Raw genomic sequence first — 14,963 nt, 5'->3', positions numbered from 1 at the left:
GATCGTCGAGATCGTGCTCACCGATCCGGAGCTGCGCGCCGACTGGGAGCGGGAGCTCGGCGAGATGCGGGACCGGATCCGCGCCATGCGTGAGCGGATGGCCGACAGCCTGCAGCAGCGCCACCCCGAGCGCGGCTTCGACGCCATCAAGACGCAGAAGGGCATGTTCTCCTACACGGGTCTCAGCCCCGCGGAGGCCACCCGCCTGCGCGAGGAGCACGAGGTCTACGCCCTGGATACGGGCCGGATCTGCGTGGCCGCGGTCAACACCCACAACATCGACCACGTCATCGATGCGATCGACGCGGTGGTGAAGGGCTGAACATGTGGCGGCCCTCAAGCGCGTCTGCCGGTTCAACGTCTGGATCGATCCGGCCTTCGACGAACGCCTGAGGGCCGAGCCCGATATCGACCTGCAGGTGGGCGACCTGCAGGGCCCGGAGGACAAGCTCCGGGCGCTTCTGGCGCAGGCCCACGTCTTCCACGTCTCTCCGGCGCGGAACGAGCTGCCGCTCCGCTGGCACGTGAGCGACGCCCTGCTGGCCGAATGCCCGAACCTTCTGGCGGTCTCGTCGGGCGGGGCGGGCTTCGACACGGTGGACGCCGCTGCCTGCACCCGGGCCGGCGTCGCGGTGGTCAACCAAGTGGGCGGCAATGCCCGCTCGGTGGCGGAGCTGGCGATCGGCCTGATGCTCGCCGTCTCGCGCAAGATCTGCGTCTCGGACCGCCTGCTCCGGACCGCGCGCGGCTTTTCCCGCGAATCGCTCATGGGCCACGAGATCGGCGGCGCGACCCTGGGCCTGATCGGGATCGGGCATACCGGCCGGGCGGTCGCCAAGCTGGCCCGCGGCTTCGACATGCGCGTCCTCGCCCACGATCCCCTGCTCCCGGACGCCGAGATCCGGTCCCGCGGCGCAGAGCCGGTGGACCGGGCGCGGCTGCTCGCCGAGTCCGACATCGTCTCCCTGCACTGCCCCCTCGACGACACGACCCGGGGCAGCTTCGACGCCCGGGCCTTCGCGGCGATGAAGCCGGGGGCGCTGTTCATCACCACGGCCCGGGGCGGCATCCATGACGAGGCGGCGCTCGCCGCAGCGCTCACCGCCGGACACCTCGCGGGGGCGGGCCTCGATGTCTGGACGCCGGAGCCGCCGCCCCTCGATTCGGTCCTGCTGCAGCTCGACACCGTGGTGGCGACCTACCACACCGCCGGCGTCACCCACGAGGCGCGGCGCACCGTAGCGGCCTGGGGCGCGGAGCAGATCATCGGCCTGCTCCGGGGCGAGACGCCGCCGCGGCTCGTCAACCCGGAGATCTGGCCCGCCGTGCTGGAGCGTCGGGCGCGGCTGCTCGGCGGCGCCTGACCGCGAGCAAGTGCGGGGCTGAAGGGCTTCGCCTTCGCGTCGATGTTGGACGCCGGCTCAGCCGCGGCGTCGCGCCGTCATCCCGGGTCGAAGGCGATCCCGGCGCCGCAGGCGGCATGCGGGAGTCGGGCGATCCGGAGCCGGGGTCCGTGCGAGATCTTCTCGCCTCGGTGGGGCTGGATCCCGGGCTCGGCGAAGCGGCCCGAGATGATGGGGCCGAACGGCTCCGATACATCCACCGCTCGCTCGTCCACACACGAGCACCGGAAGTTCGAGGCAACAACGGAGCTGCTCAACCGTACGCCGTGCGCTCCGCCAGCCCGGCCGAACTGTCGATCCCGCTCAGATTGTAATTATTCGAAATCTAGCTTTGCGAAACCTTTCGCAATCAAGCTTGACCGTGAATGTTTCTGCACCGTATCTGGCGCCATTCGAAACAGAACGGTCGACATCGTGGTATGGCGTAACTGTGCAAGATCTTGCACGCGGGCATCGCGCGGCGTTTCCAGGCACGCGGCCCGAATCTCTCTCCTCCTCGCTCCAGTATTTCTTCCGACTTCCGGCTGGGCACAACCTATCGTTGACAACTCCCAGGAGGTCCAGCTCGAGGAACTCTCGGTGGCCGGGACCGGCGACGGGCCGTCCCGCATCGACGGCTACCGGGCCACGCGGGCGGTGAGCGCCACGCGGACCGACACGCCCGTGCGCGAGGTGCCCCAGACCATCGTGGCGGTGCCGCAGGAGGTGCTGGAGGACGCGGCGGCCACGCGGATCGACACGGCCCTCGACCTCGCGGGCGTCGGCCGCGGCAACAATTTCGGCGGCCTCGGCCTGACCGAATTCACGATCCGCGGTTTGGCCACCGGCGAGTATTACCGCAACGGGTTCCCGATCAACCGCGGCTACCCGAACAGCCCCGACATCGTCTCCATCGAGCGCATCGAGGTGCTGAAAGGACCGTCGGCCTTCCTGTACGGCCGCGGCGACCCCGGCGGCACCTTCAACATCGTGACCAAGCAACCCCTTGCGGCGCGCTCCCTCACGGTCGGCACGCAGTACGGCAGCTTCGGCGCCAAGCGGAGCACCTTCGACGCCACCGGCGCCCTCGACGAGAGCGGGCAGGTTCTGGCGCGCATCACCGGCGCCGTCGAGGACAACGGCAGCTTCCGGGACTTCGTCACCAGCGACCGCTACGCCCTCGCCCCCGTCATCGCCTGGAAGCCGAACGCGGACACGACCATCACCCTGGAGGGTGACTTCATCAGCACCGCGCAGACCTTCGACCGCGGCATCGTGCCCTTGGGGGGCAACCTGCGCGCCCTGCCGCGCAGCCGCTTCATCGGCGAGCCGGGCCTGCCCCCGGCCCATGTCGACAACGCCCTCGGCCAGCTGCGCGTCGAGCACCGGTTCGACCAGGACTGGGTGCTGAATGCCGGGGCCCAGGTGCTCGGCGGGAACCTGTCGGGCTACGGGGTCGGCGCCATCGGCCTGCTGCCGAACGGGCGGACCCAGAGGCGGACGCTGGAATGGCGGGACCTGACATGGTCCGACCTCGAACTGCAGGCGAATCTCGCAGGCAAGTTCGAGACCGGCCCGTTCCGCCACACGCTCCTGCTCGGGCTGGAATACGAGCTCTATCGCTATCGCGAGGTGTTCGACCGCTCAAATGTGGCGACGAACCCGTTCCTCCTCGATCTGCTCGCGCCCCGTTACGGACAGCCGCTGCCGCCGATCACCGCGCGGGTCACGAATTTCCTGCAGAAGACCGAGAGCTACGCCGGCTACGTGCAGGACCAGATCGACCTCACGCCCCGACTCCACGCCCTCCTGGGCGTCAGGGTCGAGGATCTCGGGCTGGTCTCGACGAACAACCTGACCAAGGCCACCACCGGCCTGCAGGGCCTGGTGGCGACGCCGCGCTTCGGCCTGCTCTACGACCTGACCGACACGGTGGCGGTCTACGGCAACTACGCGCGCTCCTTCCGGCCCAATATCGGCACGGATCGCAGCGGCCGGCCCTTCGCGTTCGAGGCGGGCGAGGGCTACGAGGCCGGCGCGAAGGTCAGCCTCCTCGACGGCCGTCTCGATGCCACCGCCGCCCTGTTCGAGATCCGACGCTCCAACATCCTGAGCACCGATCCGGTCGACCCGAATTTCAGCGTGGCCACCGGCACGGTCCGCAGCCGCGGCTTCGACCTGACCGCCGCCGGCTACCTGGCCCCGGGCTGGCGCGTGATCGGGACCTACACGCGGGTCGACGCCACCGTCGCCCGCGACAACACCCTGCCGGTCGGCAAGCGCATCGCCAACGTGCCCGCCAACAGCCTCGCGTTCCAGACCGTCTACGAGTTCCAGAGCGGCGACCTGAAAGGGCTCGGGCTCGGCGGCGGCCTCGACTTCGTCGGCCGGCGCGCCGCGGGAACGGCGCTTTCGACCTTCAACCTGCCGCAATACACGCTGGTCAACCTGATCTCGTACTATCAGATCGCACCGGGCGTGCGGATCTACCTGAACGTCGACAACGTGTTCGACGCGACGTTCTACGATCGCGCGTTCCAGAACCGCTACGCGACGCCGGGGCAGCCCCGCACGATCATCGGCGGCGTCGCCGCCCGGTTCTGAGGATCCGGCCCGAACCCTAGACCGCCGCCGCCCGAATCCAGCCGAGCCCCGCCTCGGTGCCGGCGGCGGGGTGGTACTCGCAGCCGACGAAGCCGGAATAGCCGACCGCCTCCAGGGCGGCGAAGATCGGGTCGAAGGCGATCGTGCCGGTCCCGGGCTCGTGCCGTCCGGGATCGTCGGCGATCTGGACATGGGCGATGAGCGGCGCGTGCGCCCGGATCAGCGCCGCCGGATCGTGGCCGAGGCAGACGCAGTGATAGGCGTCGAACAGCAGCTTGACGTTGTCGCGGCCGATCGCCCGGATCGCCTCGACGGCCACCAGCGGGTCGTCGATCACGTAGTCGGCGATCGAGCCGGGGCCGATCGGCTCCACGATCACCGTCATGCCGCGCGCCCCGGCGGCATCGGCCGCGAAGGCGAGGTTGTCGAGGTAGGTGTCCCAGAGCCGCGCCCGCTCAACCCCGGCGGGCCGGACGCCCGCCATCGGGTGGACCATCCGGCAGCCGAGCTGCGCGACGTAGTCGAGGGTCGGCTCGATGGTGGAGCGGTAATATTCGACCCGGTCGGGCAGCGCCGCGAAGCCCTTCTCGCCCTTGGCGGCGTCCCCTGCCGGGAAGCCGGTCTGGACCAGCGGCACGCCCGCCCGTTCCAGCCAGCCCGCGACCTCCCGGGCCGGCGTCGCGAACAGGTTGGGATGCTCGACGGCACGGAACCCCGCCCGGGCTGCCGCCGCGAAGCGTTCGGAGAGCGGCAGCTCCGTGAACAGGAAACCGCAATGGCCGCTGAGACGGTCCTGGAAGGCACCGAGCTTCATGGTTCAGGCGCTCCCGCCGGTCTCGACCATCGCCCGCATCCGGTCCACCGCGGCATGGGGCGCGGTCAGGACCGGGACGTCCACGGCCTTGCGCACCGCCTCGGCCGCCCGGGAGGTGGAGAAATGCGCCAGCATGAGCGCGTCGCAATCGGCAAGCTCCGGTGCCCGCTCGGCGACCAGACGGTTGTGGGTGTCGGCGTCGCCGGCGCGCAGACGCGCCATCGCGTCGTCCACCAGGATCGTCCGCAGGCTCGCCGGACGTCCGGTCTCGGCGACGAATTCCTCGAACTCGTCCGTCATCGTGCCGACCGAGGGGCCGAAGGTCGCCAGCATGCCGATGCGCTCGCCGCGGGCGATGGCGGCACGGAACATCGCCTCGTTCGGCTTGAGCACCGGCACCGGCACGGTCTCGATCAGCCGGTCGATGGCCGGCCCGAAAGCCGAGCAGGTGATCAGGATGCCATCGGCGCCCATGTCGTGGCCGTAGCGGCCGAACCGCACGAAGCGCTCGATCATGGCCTCCGAGATCGCGGCCGGCTCCTTCGCCCGGTCCAGCGAGAGACCATCGTCGAGCAGGTTGACCGTCTCGGCCTCCGGCCAGTTCTCCGCGAAGGCGGTCTGGATCGGTGCCATGGCGACCGGTGTCGCGTGAAGGAGGACGATGCGGGGAGCCATGCCGTGTCCCGGGCTGGTCGAAGCGCCGGCCCGCGGCCGGTCGTGGTGTTGTAAGCGATTTCAAATGGGTAGCAAGATAGCGCAGGTCAGGTTCCGCGACGCCCGGGCGGAGCGGTGCTGGCGCGCAGAATCAACGCGGCGTCGATCTCGGTGAGGCGCACCACCGGCTTGCCCTGGATCCGAGCGATCAGGTGGTCGCCGGCGGCGTGCCCGATCTCGGCGGAGTGGATGCGGATCGTCGTGAGCGGCGGGTCCAGGAAGGGCGCGAAGTCGGAATCGTTGTGGCCGATCACCGACAGGTCTCCGGGGATGGAGAGCCCCCGCGCCCGGGCCTCGATCATCGCCCCGAAGGCGATCTGGTCGGTGCCGCAGATGATCGCGGTCGGCGGCTCTCCGCCGGCCAGCATCTGGCGGAATCCGTCGCGGCCGCCGCCGATCCCGTAGGAGATCTCGATGTCGTGCTCCGGAGCGAGACCGAGGCCGCGGGCAGCGAGCGCCGCCGCGATGCCCGTCACCCGGGCGCCGCCGCGATCGTTGTCCTTGCGCAGGCCCGAGATCACCCCGATCCGGCGATGCCCGAGATCCATCAGATAGTTGGCCGCCCGGGCCGCCGAGGCGGCGTTGTCGAAGCCCACGCAGGGGCGCTCGCGGGACAGGCTGAAGGTCTGCACCATCGGGATACCGGCGCGGGCGATCCGGGCATGGAGGTCCGGATGGTGGATGTCGCCGACCAGCATCAGCCCGTCGACGCCGCGCTCCAGCAGGAAGGTCGCCTCCCGCAGCTCGTCCTCCAGATCGTAGCCGGCATTGGCGGCGACCAGGGTGTAGCCTGCCTGCCGCAGCCGGTCCTGGAAGCTCGACAGGACACGCACGAAGGCTTCGTTCTCGATGTTGGGGACGACGGCGCCGACCGCCATGAACCGGCGCGTCGAGAGCGCCCGGGCCGCCCCGTTGGCGACGAAGCCGAGGTCCTGCGCGGCGCGCATCACGGCCTCCCGCTTGTCGGCCCGGACCCCGGCGAAGCCGTTGAGCACCCGGGAGACGGTGGCTGTGGAAACACCGGCGCGGCGGGCGACATCCCGCGCCACCGGGCCCCGGGATGGCGGGTCGAGAATGTCTCCAGGCAAAGGCCCGGTCAGCTCCCGCGTCGAAATCGTCTGCTTCCCTCAGCCAGCATCGACGGTCCGCGCGATGCGCATCATCCCGGATCGACGGCATATCCGCAGCACGTCGATGCCAGACGCGGCCGGACCCTCGAACCAGCAGTATATTGACACCCCTCTCGCCTCCTGACTATCTGAAAGCGCTTTCAAGACAGCCGTGTATCGGGGCGGCCCGGAGGAGGATCCGATGGCGACGCTCGACCGGCCAGCGTCCGAGTTGAGAACGCCCGAGCGAGCGGCGCCAACCATCGGCGGGGCCGATTCGACGGCGGCGGGCATCGCCGCCCCGCAGGCCATCGTGACCAGCCTGAAGCGCAGCGACGCGGTCACGCCCTACCGGTTCCGCGACCTGCTGGCGCTCGACGATTTCGAGCGGCACGCGCGCAAACGCCTGCCGCCGATGATCTTTCAATACGTGGCGGGCGGGGTCGAGACCGGCTCGGCGCTGGCACAGAGCCGCGGCGCCTATGCTGATTACGCCCTGCTGCCGCGGCTGATGCGGGACACCTCGGCGCGCGACACCGCCACGACGCTGTTCGGCCAGACCTACGCGGCGCCCTTCGGGATCGGTCCGCTCGGCGGGGCCGCCTTCATCGCCTACCGGGGCGACCTCGTCCTGGCCGAGGCGGCGCGGCGGATGAACCTGCCGATGTGCCTCAGCGCCTCGTCGCTGATCAGGCTGGAGGATGTCCACGCCCAGAACCCGCAGGCTTGGTTCCAGGGCTACCTGCCGGGCGATCAGAACCGGATCGATCGCCTGCTCGACCGGGTCGCGGCCACCGGCTACCGGACCCTCGTGGTCACCGCCGACACGCCGACGCTGGGCAACCGGGAGCACAACACCCGCAGCGGCTTTTCCATGCCGATCAAGGTCACGCCCAAAGTCGCGTGGCAGAGCGCGACCCACCCGCGCTGGCTGCTGGGCACCGTCGCCCGGACCTTCCTCAAGCACGGGGCGCCGCATTTCGAGAACACCGAAGCCGAGCGCGGGCCGCCGATGATGTCGCAGGGCGCGGTGCGCAACACCATCGCCCGCGACCAGCTCTCGTGGAAGAACCTGGAGGCGATCCGCAAACGCTGGTCCGGCAACCTGCTGGTGAAGGGGCTCCTGGCGCCGGAGGATGTGGAGATCGCCCGCGCATGCGGCGCCGACGGCGTGATCCTGTCGACCCATGGCGGCCGCCAGCTCGACTACGCCGTCGCCCCCCTCGACGTGCTGCCGGAGATCGCCGCCCGCAAGGGCGGGCTGAAGATCATCGTCGACAGCGGCATCCGCCGGGGCACCGACGTGATGAAGGCGCTCGCGCTCGGCGCCGACTTCGTCCTGCTCGGCCGGCCCTTCATGTTCGCCGCCGCGCTGGGCGGGGTGGCGGGGGTCGAACTCGCCATGCGGATCCTCAAGGAGGAGCTCAACCGCGACATGGCGCTGATCGGCGTGAACCGCCTGTCGGAGCTGAACCCCGATTTCCTCCGCCGCATCCCGCGGCGGGGCTGAGGCAGGGGCGCCGTTGGCCATGAGCGTCGTGCAGCCGCGGGGCTCACCGCCACCCTCGCCGCTCGCATCGCCGTACCCGATTGCAGCCGACCGTCACGGACTGCGGGACAAAACCCGACATCCGGGACACGGTCCGTTCCGAACGGGCCGCGTGACCGGACGGAATCCGAGCGGAGCGCGGATCCCCTTTCCCGTACGGGAGAGGGGCCCTGCGCGTCGCGAGGTGAGAACGGCATCGCTGCCGTGTATCGTGGCCCCGCCACCGCGCGCAGCTGTCTATCCCTATCGATCGCGCGTTCTCCCACGCCGCACCGGGGACACCGTCGGCCGAGAGCGCTCTCCGGAGCCGCATCCAATGACCACCGAGACCGTCCCGCAGAAACCCGTCCTCTTGACCGGAGCCTCGGGCGCGCTCGGGCGCGTGCTCACCCGCGCGCTCGGCGAACAGGGCTGGACCCTCCGGCTCACCGACCGCGTCCCCTTCCCCGACCCGTTGCCGGAGGGCGCGCGCTTCCAGCTCGCGGACCTGGAGGACGGGCCGGCGATCCTGCGGGTGGCGGAGGGCTGCGGCACGATCCTCCATTTCGGCGGGATTTCGGTGGAGCATCCGTTCGAGACCGTGATCGGCCCCAATATCCGCGGCCTCTACCACGCCTACGAGGCGGCCCGCCGCGAGGGGGCGCGGATGATCTTCGCCTCCTCGAACCACGCCGTCGGGTTCCACACGCGGTCCGCGGTGCTGGATGACGATTGCAGTCTCGCGCCGGACGGCTTCTACGGCCTGTCCAAGGCCTACGGCGAGCTGATGGGCGGCCTCTACCGCGACAAGCACGGGGTGGAGAGCGTCTTCCTGCGGATCGGCTCGTGCTTCCCGGAGCCCACCGACGCCAGGATGCTGGCGACCTGGCTGTCCTACGCCGACCTGACCCGGCTGATCGCCCGCGCCACCCTGGCGCCGAGCCTCGGACCGGCCGGTTCGGTGGTGATCTGGGCCGCGTCCAACAACAGCCGCATGACATGGTGGCGGCGGGACGGGCGCGCCGTGATCGGCTGGACCCCGCAAGACAGCGCGGATTCCTACGCCGCGGCCCTGGAAGGCAAGACCAGCGGCGACCCGGTGGTCGAGCGCTACCAGGGCGGCGGGTTCGCGGGGATCGATTATTCACGGGCTGCGCCACCGCGGTGACGGCGCCCAGGCTTCCGGGCGACGGCACGCCCATCCGGACGCCGCATCCTGATGAAGTCCGGGCGCGGAGCGTCCGGGAGCGGCCATCCGATCGGTGGATCGACAGTCGCCCACGCAACCCGATGGAACACGACATGGCAGACGCGCAGACGGTGACACGGCTGAAATGCGCCCTGGTGGTGCGCGGCGCCTTCGACGCGCATGTCATCCCGGCCTGCGAGGCTGCGGGTGGCCGGACGGCGATCCACTGGGCGCCGACCACCGTGATCATGAAGGCGCTCGCCGAGGGTGAGGCGGCCGACGCGGTGGTGGTTCTGTCGGACGCCATGGACCGGCTGATCGCGGAAGGCCGCGTGGAGCCGGAGAGCCGGGTCGATGTCGTCCGCTCGCGCTACGGCATCGCCGTCAAGGCGGGCGCTCCTCATCCGGACATCACGAGCGTCGAGGCGCTGAAACGCACCCTCGTGGAGGCGCGGTCCGTGGCTTATTCCCGGGCGGGGGCCAGCGGGATCTACTTCGCCGGCCTGCTGCCGCGGCTCGGCCTCGCCGACGCGGTCAACGCCCGGGCGACCATCATCCCGCAGGGGTTCACCGCCGAGAAGCTCGTCTCCGGTGAGGCGGACATCGCGGTCCAGCAGATCAGCGAGCTGATGGTGGTGCCGGGGATCGCGGTGGTCGGCCCCTTCCCCGAGCCGGTGCAGGAGGTGACGACCTTCGCGGCCGCGATCCTGCGCGATGCGACCGACCGGGCCGGCGCTGCCCGGTTCCTGGCCGGCCTGACGACGCCGGCGGCGGCTGCGGCGTACCGGGCGAGCGGGCTGGAGCCCGCCTTCTGAAACGCACGACGCGGCCGGATCCAGTCAAGCTCTTGATCGTCGTCGGCACACCTTGCCCCGGAGCGCAGGGGGGGCCGGATGAACGTCTCGCTGCCCGGGGCCATCCCGAGGCCATGGAGCCTGGATCCGAAGCGCAGCCGATACGGGCCGCGAAAGGCATGCGAGTGACTGTGCGCGCGACCCGGTCCGACGCGATCAGGACCGCGTCGCCGAGGCCTGCGCGGCGGGCGCCACCGCGACGGCCTGTTCGACGCGTTCCGGATGCCGGCATCCCATCCCCGAACGGCACCTGGACAGTGGGACGTCGGACCGCCCGTGCGCCCCCACTCGCACGCGCACGGGATCGACCCTGTCGCGGACGGCGCGGCTCTCCTGATCGTCCGCATCCGGCACGGGCGGCAGGTTCGGGAACGCGCCCCCGCCTGACGCCTGCGGCGACGGCTCTCTCGGCCGCGACGGGCTTCCCGGGGTTCGCGACCGCAAAAAAGTCCTTATGCTCGTGCTGTCCGGACGCCCAATCCCGTCCGACCGGATCGCCCCACTCATGCTGAAGACAGCCTTCGTTGCCGCCCGCGACCGTCAGCGGCTGTCCGAGATCGCCACGATCCTGATCGGCTTCGGCGTCACCCGCGTCGTGGACCGGCTCGGCCTGCGCTACCTGCCGCTGGTGCCGCGCCGTCAGCCCCGGGTCGACGTCACCCGCCTGTCCGAGCCCGAGCGGCTGCGCCGGGCGATCGAGGCGCTCGGGCCGACCTTCATCAAGTTCGGGCAGGTCCTGGCCAGCCGGCCGGATCTCCTGTCGCCGGCCTGGACCGAGGAACTGCAGAAGCTCCACAGCCAGGTCGTCCCGGTGACGTGGGAGCAGATCGGCCCGCAGCTCGAACTCGATCTCGGCGGCTCGCCCCTCGAGGTCTTCGCCGAGTTCGACACCAACCCCATCGCCTCGGCCTCGATCGCCCAGGTCTACCGGGCGCGGCTGCACTCCGGCGAGGACGTGATCGTCAAGGTGCTGCGACCGAACCTGCGCAAGATCATCGAGGCGGACCTGCGTCTGATGGCGCACGGCGCCCGCATCGTTGAGAACGAGTGGCCCGACATGGCCCGCTACCAGCCGCGGGAGCAGATGCGCCATTTGGCCGACGGGCTGAACGGCGAGCTCGATCTCTTGAACGAGGCCCGCAACTGCGAGCTGCTGGCCCAGATCTTCGAGGACCGCGACGACATCGTCTTCCCGAAGATCCACTGGGAATACTGCTCCGAGCGCGTGCTGGTGCAGGACTTCATCCACGGCATCCCGCCCAACGACGAGGCGGCCCTGCGCGCGGCGGGCATCGACAAGAAGCTGCTCGCCCAGAAGGGCACCGACGCGTTCCTGCAGATGGCGCTGATCGAGGGCGTGTTCCACGCCGATCCGCATCCCGGCAATATGCTGGCCCTGCCCGGCAACAAGATCGGCTTCATCGATTTCGGCATCATCGGCCGGCTGTCGCAGCGGCGGCGCTCGCAGCTGCTCGTGCTGATCGGCGCCATGCTCAAGCAGGATGCCGACGGCCTCATGGCCGTGCTCCTCGACTGGACCGGCACCAGCAACCCGGACCTGACCCGCCTTCAGGTCTCGGCCCAGTCCTTCGTGGAGAGCCACTCGTCGATTCCGCTGAATCTCGGACTGGTGCTCACCGACTTCATGAACATGGCCCGCGAGAACGACCTCGCCATGCCCACCGACCTCGCCATCCTGTTCAAGGGGCTGGTGACCGCCGACGGCGTGATGCGCCACCTCGACCCGAACTTCGACCTGTTCGCCGCCGCCGGTCCCACGGTGCGCGCCAGCATGCAGACGCAGTTCTCGCTCTCGGCCCTCAAGCAGAAGGCCGAGGCTCTGGGCGTGGGTCTGTATGGTGCCGCCTCGGAGCTGCCGACCCTGATCCACCTGATGCTGGTGCGCCTCAAGCAGGGGCGCGTCACCGTCGAGATCGAGGTGAAGGGCCTCGACAAGGTCACCCGCGGCATCGAGCGCGCCGCCGCGCGGGTCGCCGTGGCCCTGGTGGTGGCGGCCTTCGCCACCCAGCTCGCGCCCCGGCTGATCGACCTCGGCACCCCCGTCTTCGTCTCGATCGGATTAATTATTTTCATCCTGGGGATCGGCTGGCTCGTGCTGCTGATGCGAAATAAGTAACCGTCTTCGCGCCTGCACTCGGCGATTAAAACCGTCTCACCTGCGACCGAATACCGTACTCGTTTGATTATCCCGCGCGCCATGCTAGCGTGACACGTCCAGCGATTCGCTTGGCTGCGAGTGGCCAGACGGCACCAGAAGCGGTTCAGACCGCCAGTGCCGCTCAGGCTCCGACTTCGCGTCGCCGCGCCGCGTGATCGGGAGACCTCCGGCGGTGCGCCTTGCACGGGCGCCCCGTCGCGACGACGAGGGGGGAAGGCGGGCGATGGATGCGGACATCGTACGGCCGCGGATCGACGGGGTTGAGTGCCACGTCGAGACGCTCGAAGCGGAGAACATCCGCCTGCGCCACTTGCTCTCCCAGGCCACAACGCAGGCGGACCGGGAACGGCAGCGGAGCCGGCGGCTCGGTCGGATCGTCGAAGCGGCGAGCCGTGTCGAAGCCGGGCGCCTGGCGGCCGAATGGATTGCGACGCCGCACAGGCCGACATTCCGGGGATCTTCCGGGCTCGGCTCGGCGATGGCACCACGCGCCACCGACCGGCTGCTCCCGTCGGGGTCACAGCAAGCCACAAACGATTTCCTGGAACTGCTGGACCGTGACGGGTGCCTGATCACCGCCAGCGAGGACGGCCCGGCCCTGTCCGCCGCCGCGGACGAGGCGGAGGCGATCGGCCGGCCCTGGATCGAGGCCTGGACGCGCGCCGAGGATCGGGAGGCCGTGGCCGCGGCCCTGGACCGGGCGCGGATCGGACGCCCGAGCCGGTTTCAGGCCCAGTCGGAGACCGGCGGCACGATCCGGTGGTGGGACGTGGCCGTCACGCCGATCGGCGCGGCACCGGACCGGCCCGAGCGCATCCTGGCCGTGTCACGCGATATCACCGAGTTGAAGCTGACCGAGGCGAACCAGACGCTGCTGATGCAGGAACTCGCCCATCGCATGAAGAACACGATGGCCATGGTCCAGGCCGTTGCCACGCAGACGATGCGCAACGCGCCCTCGCTGGAGGCGGCCGGCGAGGCCTTGGCCGCGCGGCTTCTGGCCCTGGCCAAGGCCCACGACGTCCTGCTGCAGGGCTCCTTCGCCCGGGCTTCACTGACGGGCCTGGTCGAGGGGGCCGTGTCCCTCCACGGGGACGGCGTGGCGGGCCGCTTCCGCATCGCCGGCCCCGATCTGACGCTCGGCCCGCGGCACGGCATGACCCTGGCGCTGATGCTGCACGAGCTCGGGACCAACGCGGCCAAGTACGGCGCGCTGTCGGTGGCCGCAGGCTGGGTCCGCATCACCTGGAACGTCGCGGATGCGGCGGGCGGGCAGACGCTCCGGTTCCGGTGGGAGGAGAGCGGCGGACCGCCCGTCACGCCTCCGACCCGGACGGGCTTCGGCACCCGTCTCATCGCCCGCAGCCTCGCCCACAGCTTCGGCGGGACCGCCCACCTGAGCTATCCCCGCGAGGGCGCGGTGCTGACCTTCGAGGCGCCCCTCGACGCCGTGATGGCGGCCTGATCCGGACTTTGCTGCCCGGCGCTAGGCGCTGAGCCGGGTCTGCGCCCGCAGGTCCCGGAGGGCCGCGATCGTCCGGTCGCGCAGGGTTCTGAGGTCGATCAGCGATCCTGTCAGATCGTCGCCGGCCTTGGCGGATTCCTCGAGGCCGCGGCAGGCCCGGGACAGCTCGGCGCAGCCGAGCATGCCCGACATCGAGACCAGCGTATGCGCCTCGCGGCCGTAATCGTCATTGGCGCGATCCGGCCCCTCGAAGGCGGTGGTGAGACTGACGACGAACCGGTCGAGGAGGCCGACGAGCTTCTCCGCGCCGATGACGGCCGTGAGTTCATCGAGCGCGTCCCGGTCCACCAGGGAGTGCGACACCGTCCGTCTCCAATTGCGGATGCGTCGCAGCAATCAAGAAGCGCGCAACCAGGTCGTTGGCCAGAGGCCAGACTTGCACAGACATGTTTACACCGGCCTGCGTCAGCTTTTCAACAAAGCGTGACCGGTTGGCGCCCTCATCGGGACGGGTCCCGGCGCGCCGGTCGGCGCGAGGCGGCCGCCCAGTCGACTGAGAAGCGCTCCGGGCGCGGCGCAACCCACATTGGCACGACCGTGCGCCGCGCGTTGCGAATCAGTTCGGGCTCTCCTAGCCTCGGGAACTGTCGCGCTGGCATCGGGAGGGAGCTGCATGAGTGCTCTGTTTGCCGTCCTCCCCGCAGGACTTGACCGCGCCCCCGTGCGGGTCGGCTAAACGCTTCCCGCTTTCGCCCGGCCCCGCTGCCCGGCGCTCCTGAATACACGCCCGTCTCATTTCGCCGGCGCGCATCCTTCGCAATGGTGCGCCCGCGTCTCTCGGAGCCGACGCCTGCCCGCGTCGGGCACATGCATGTCTCTGTCCTCGCCCCGGCAGGCGGACGCGGTCCGTCGCGTCCTGGCCTTCGTCGTCCGCAGCTGGCACAGGCGCTGGCCCCTCGTCGCCGGTCTTACCGGCGCGATCACGCCCGCCACCCTGGCGGAAGTGTTGCTGCCGCTCTACGCGGGCCGCTTGGTCGACGCCCTTTCGGGAGCGAGCGCCGCGCAGCACTGGAGGCGGCGTGGCCCGCCTTCCTGGCGATGACCGGGCTCGGCCTCGCCACCGCG

Annotated in this window: 13 protein-coding genes; 8 read left to right on the top strand and 5 right to left on the bottom strand. The window is 70.3% G+C overall.

Annotated features, from left to right (window positions below):
• A partial coding sequence (locus tag I53_RS22245) for an aminotransferase class I/II-fold pyridoxal phosphate-dependent enzyme (protein ID WP_043354782.1) occupies window positions 1–322 on the top strand: 322 nt, incomplete at its 5' end.
• 4 nt (window positions 323–326) lie between these two features.
• Window positions 327–1,364: a hydroxyacid dehydrogenase gene (locus I53_RS22240; RefSeq protein WP_043354780.1), complete on the top strand. Its 1,038-nt coding sequence runs from the start codon at window positions 327–329 to the stop codon at window positions 1,362–1,364.
• A gap of 77 nt (window positions 1,365–1,441) precedes the next feature.
• Here the strand turns inward: I53_RS22240 and I53_RS34195 are convergent, their stop codons facing one another.
• Complete coding sequence (locus tag I53_RS34195; RefSeq protein ID WP_187294402.1) at window positions 1,442–1,603, bottom strand: hypothetical protein; 162 nt, start codon at window positions 1,601–1,603, stop codon at window positions 1,442–1,444.
• A 379-nt stretch (window positions 1,604–1,982) separates the two neighbouring features.
• Here I53_RS34195 and I53_RS22235 point away from each other — a divergent pair, with 379 nt between their 5' ends.
• Window positions 1,983–3,986 carry a TonB-dependent siderophore receptor gene (locus tag I53_RS22235; RefSeq protein ID WP_043354778.1) on the top strand — a complete coding sequence of 668 codons (2,004 nt, stop codon included), beginning with the start codon at window positions 1,983–1,985 and terminating at the stop codon, window positions 3,984–3,986.
• Window positions 3,987–4,002: 16 nt separating this feature from the next.
• Here the strand turns inward: I53_RS22235 and I53_RS22230 are convergent, their stop codons facing one another.
• The 3 genes from I53_RS22230 to I53_RS22220 all read right to left on the bottom strand — a co-directional run bounded on the left by I53_RS22230 (window position 4,003) and on the right by I53_RS22220 (window position 6,602).
• Complete coding sequence (locus I53_RS22230) at window positions 4,003–4,800, bottom strand: TIM barrel protein (RefSeq protein ID WP_051044966.1); 798 nt, start codon at window positions 4,798–4,800, stop codon at window positions 4,003–4,005.
• Between the two features lie 3 nt (window positions 4,801–4,803).
• On the bottom strand, window positions 4,804–5,475 hold the full coding sequence (locus tag I53_RS22225) for an aspartate/glutamate racemase family protein (RefSeq protein WP_043354776.1): 672 nt from the start codon (window positions 5,473–5,475) through the stop codon (window positions 4,804–4,806).
• 86 nt (window positions 5,476–5,561) lie between these two features.
• Window positions 5,562–6,602 (bottom strand): LacI family DNA-binding transcriptional regulator, encoded by a 1,041-nt coding sequence (locus I53_RS22220; RefSeq protein ID WP_043382860.1) that lies wholly within the window; start codon window positions 6,600–6,602, stop codon window positions 5,562–5,564.
• 223 nt (window positions 6,603–6,825) lie between these two features.
• On the opposite strand from I53_RS22220, the gene I53_RS22215 reads away from it, so the two are divergent.
• From I53_RS22215 to I53_RS22195, 5 genes are all read left to right on the top strand, one after another.
• Window positions 6,826–8,133, top strand: coding sequence for an alpha-hydroxy acid oxidase (locus I53_RS22215; protein ID WP_043354771.1), 1,308 nt, complete (start codon window positions 6,826–6,828; stop codon window positions 8,131–8,133).
• Between the two features lie 355 nt (window positions 8,134–8,488).
• Complete coding sequence (locus I53_RS22210; protein WP_043354769.1) at window positions 8,489–9,319, top strand: NAD(P)-dependent oxidoreductase; 831 nt, start codon at window positions 8,489–8,491, stop codon at window positions 9,317–9,319.
• Window positions 9,320–9,453: 134 nt separating this feature from the next.
• Window positions 9,454–10,155: a substrate-binding domain-containing protein gene (locus I53_RS22205; RefSeq protein WP_043354784.1), complete on the top strand. Its 702-nt coding sequence runs from the start codon at window positions 9,454–9,456 to the stop codon at window positions 10,153–10,155.
• Window positions 10,156–10,699: 544 nt separating this feature from the next.
• On the top strand, window positions 10,700–12,331 hold the full coding sequence (locus I53_RS22200; RefSeq protein ID WP_043354767.1) for an AarF/ABC1/UbiB kinase family protein: 1,632 nt from the start codon (window positions 10,700–10,702) through the stop codon (window positions 12,329–12,331).
• Between the two features lie 265 nt (window positions 12,332–12,596).
• Window positions 12,597–13,838: a PAS domain-containing sensor histidine kinase gene (locus I53_RS22195; protein ID WP_043354765.1), complete on the top strand. Its 1,242-nt coding sequence runs from the start codon at window positions 12,597–12,599 to the stop codon at window positions 13,836–13,838.
• Between the two features lie 21 nt (window positions 13,839–13,859).
• Here I53_RS22195 and I53_RS22190 read toward each other — a convergent pair whose 3' ends face one another.
• Window positions 13,860–14,201 (bottom strand): Hpt domain-containing protein, encoded by a 342-nt coding sequence (locus I53_RS22190; protein WP_043354763.1) that lies wholly within the window; start codon window positions 14,199–14,201, stop codon window positions 13,860–13,862.
• Window positions 14,202–14,963: the final 762 nt, after the last annotated feature.

Source organism: Methylobacterium sp. B1, from assembly GCF_000333255.1.
Classification (GTDB): domain Bacteria; phylum Pseudomonadota; class Alphaproteobacteria; order Rhizobiales; family Beijerinckiaceae; genus Methylobacterium; species Methylobacterium fujisawaense.
Note: the sequence above shows the minus strand (reverse complement) of the source record. Positions and strands in the feature narration are given on the sequence as shown.

Coding starts and splice junctions, on each gene's coding strand:
- I53_RS22210 (WP_043354769.1), top strand. CDS start 8,489: ATGACCACCGAGACCGTCCCGCAGAAACCCGTCCTCTTGACCGGAGCC.
- I53_RS22195 (WP_043354765.1), top strand. CDS start 12,597: ATGGATGCGGACATCGTACGGCCGCGGATCGACGGGGTTGAGTGCCAC.
- I53_RS22215 (WP_043354771.1), top strand. CDS start 6,826: ATGGCGACGCTCGACCGGCCAGCGTCCGAGTTGAGAACGCCCGAGCGA.
- I53_RS22205 (WP_043354784.1), top strand. CDS start 9,454: ATGGCAGACGCGCAGACGGTGACACGGCTGAAATGCGCCCTGGTGGTG.
- I53_RS22200 (WP_043354767.1), top strand. CDS start 10,700: ATGCTGAAGACAGCCTTCGTTGCCGCCCGCGACCGTCAGCGGCTGTCC.
- I53_RS22230 (WP_051044966.1), bottom strand. CDS start 4,800: ATGAAGCTCGGTGCCTTCCAGGACCGTCTCAGCGGCCATTGCGGTTTC.
- I53_RS22225 (WP_043354776.1), bottom strand. CDS start 5,475: ATGGCTCCCCGCATCGTCCTCCTTCACGCGACACCGGTCGCCATGGCA.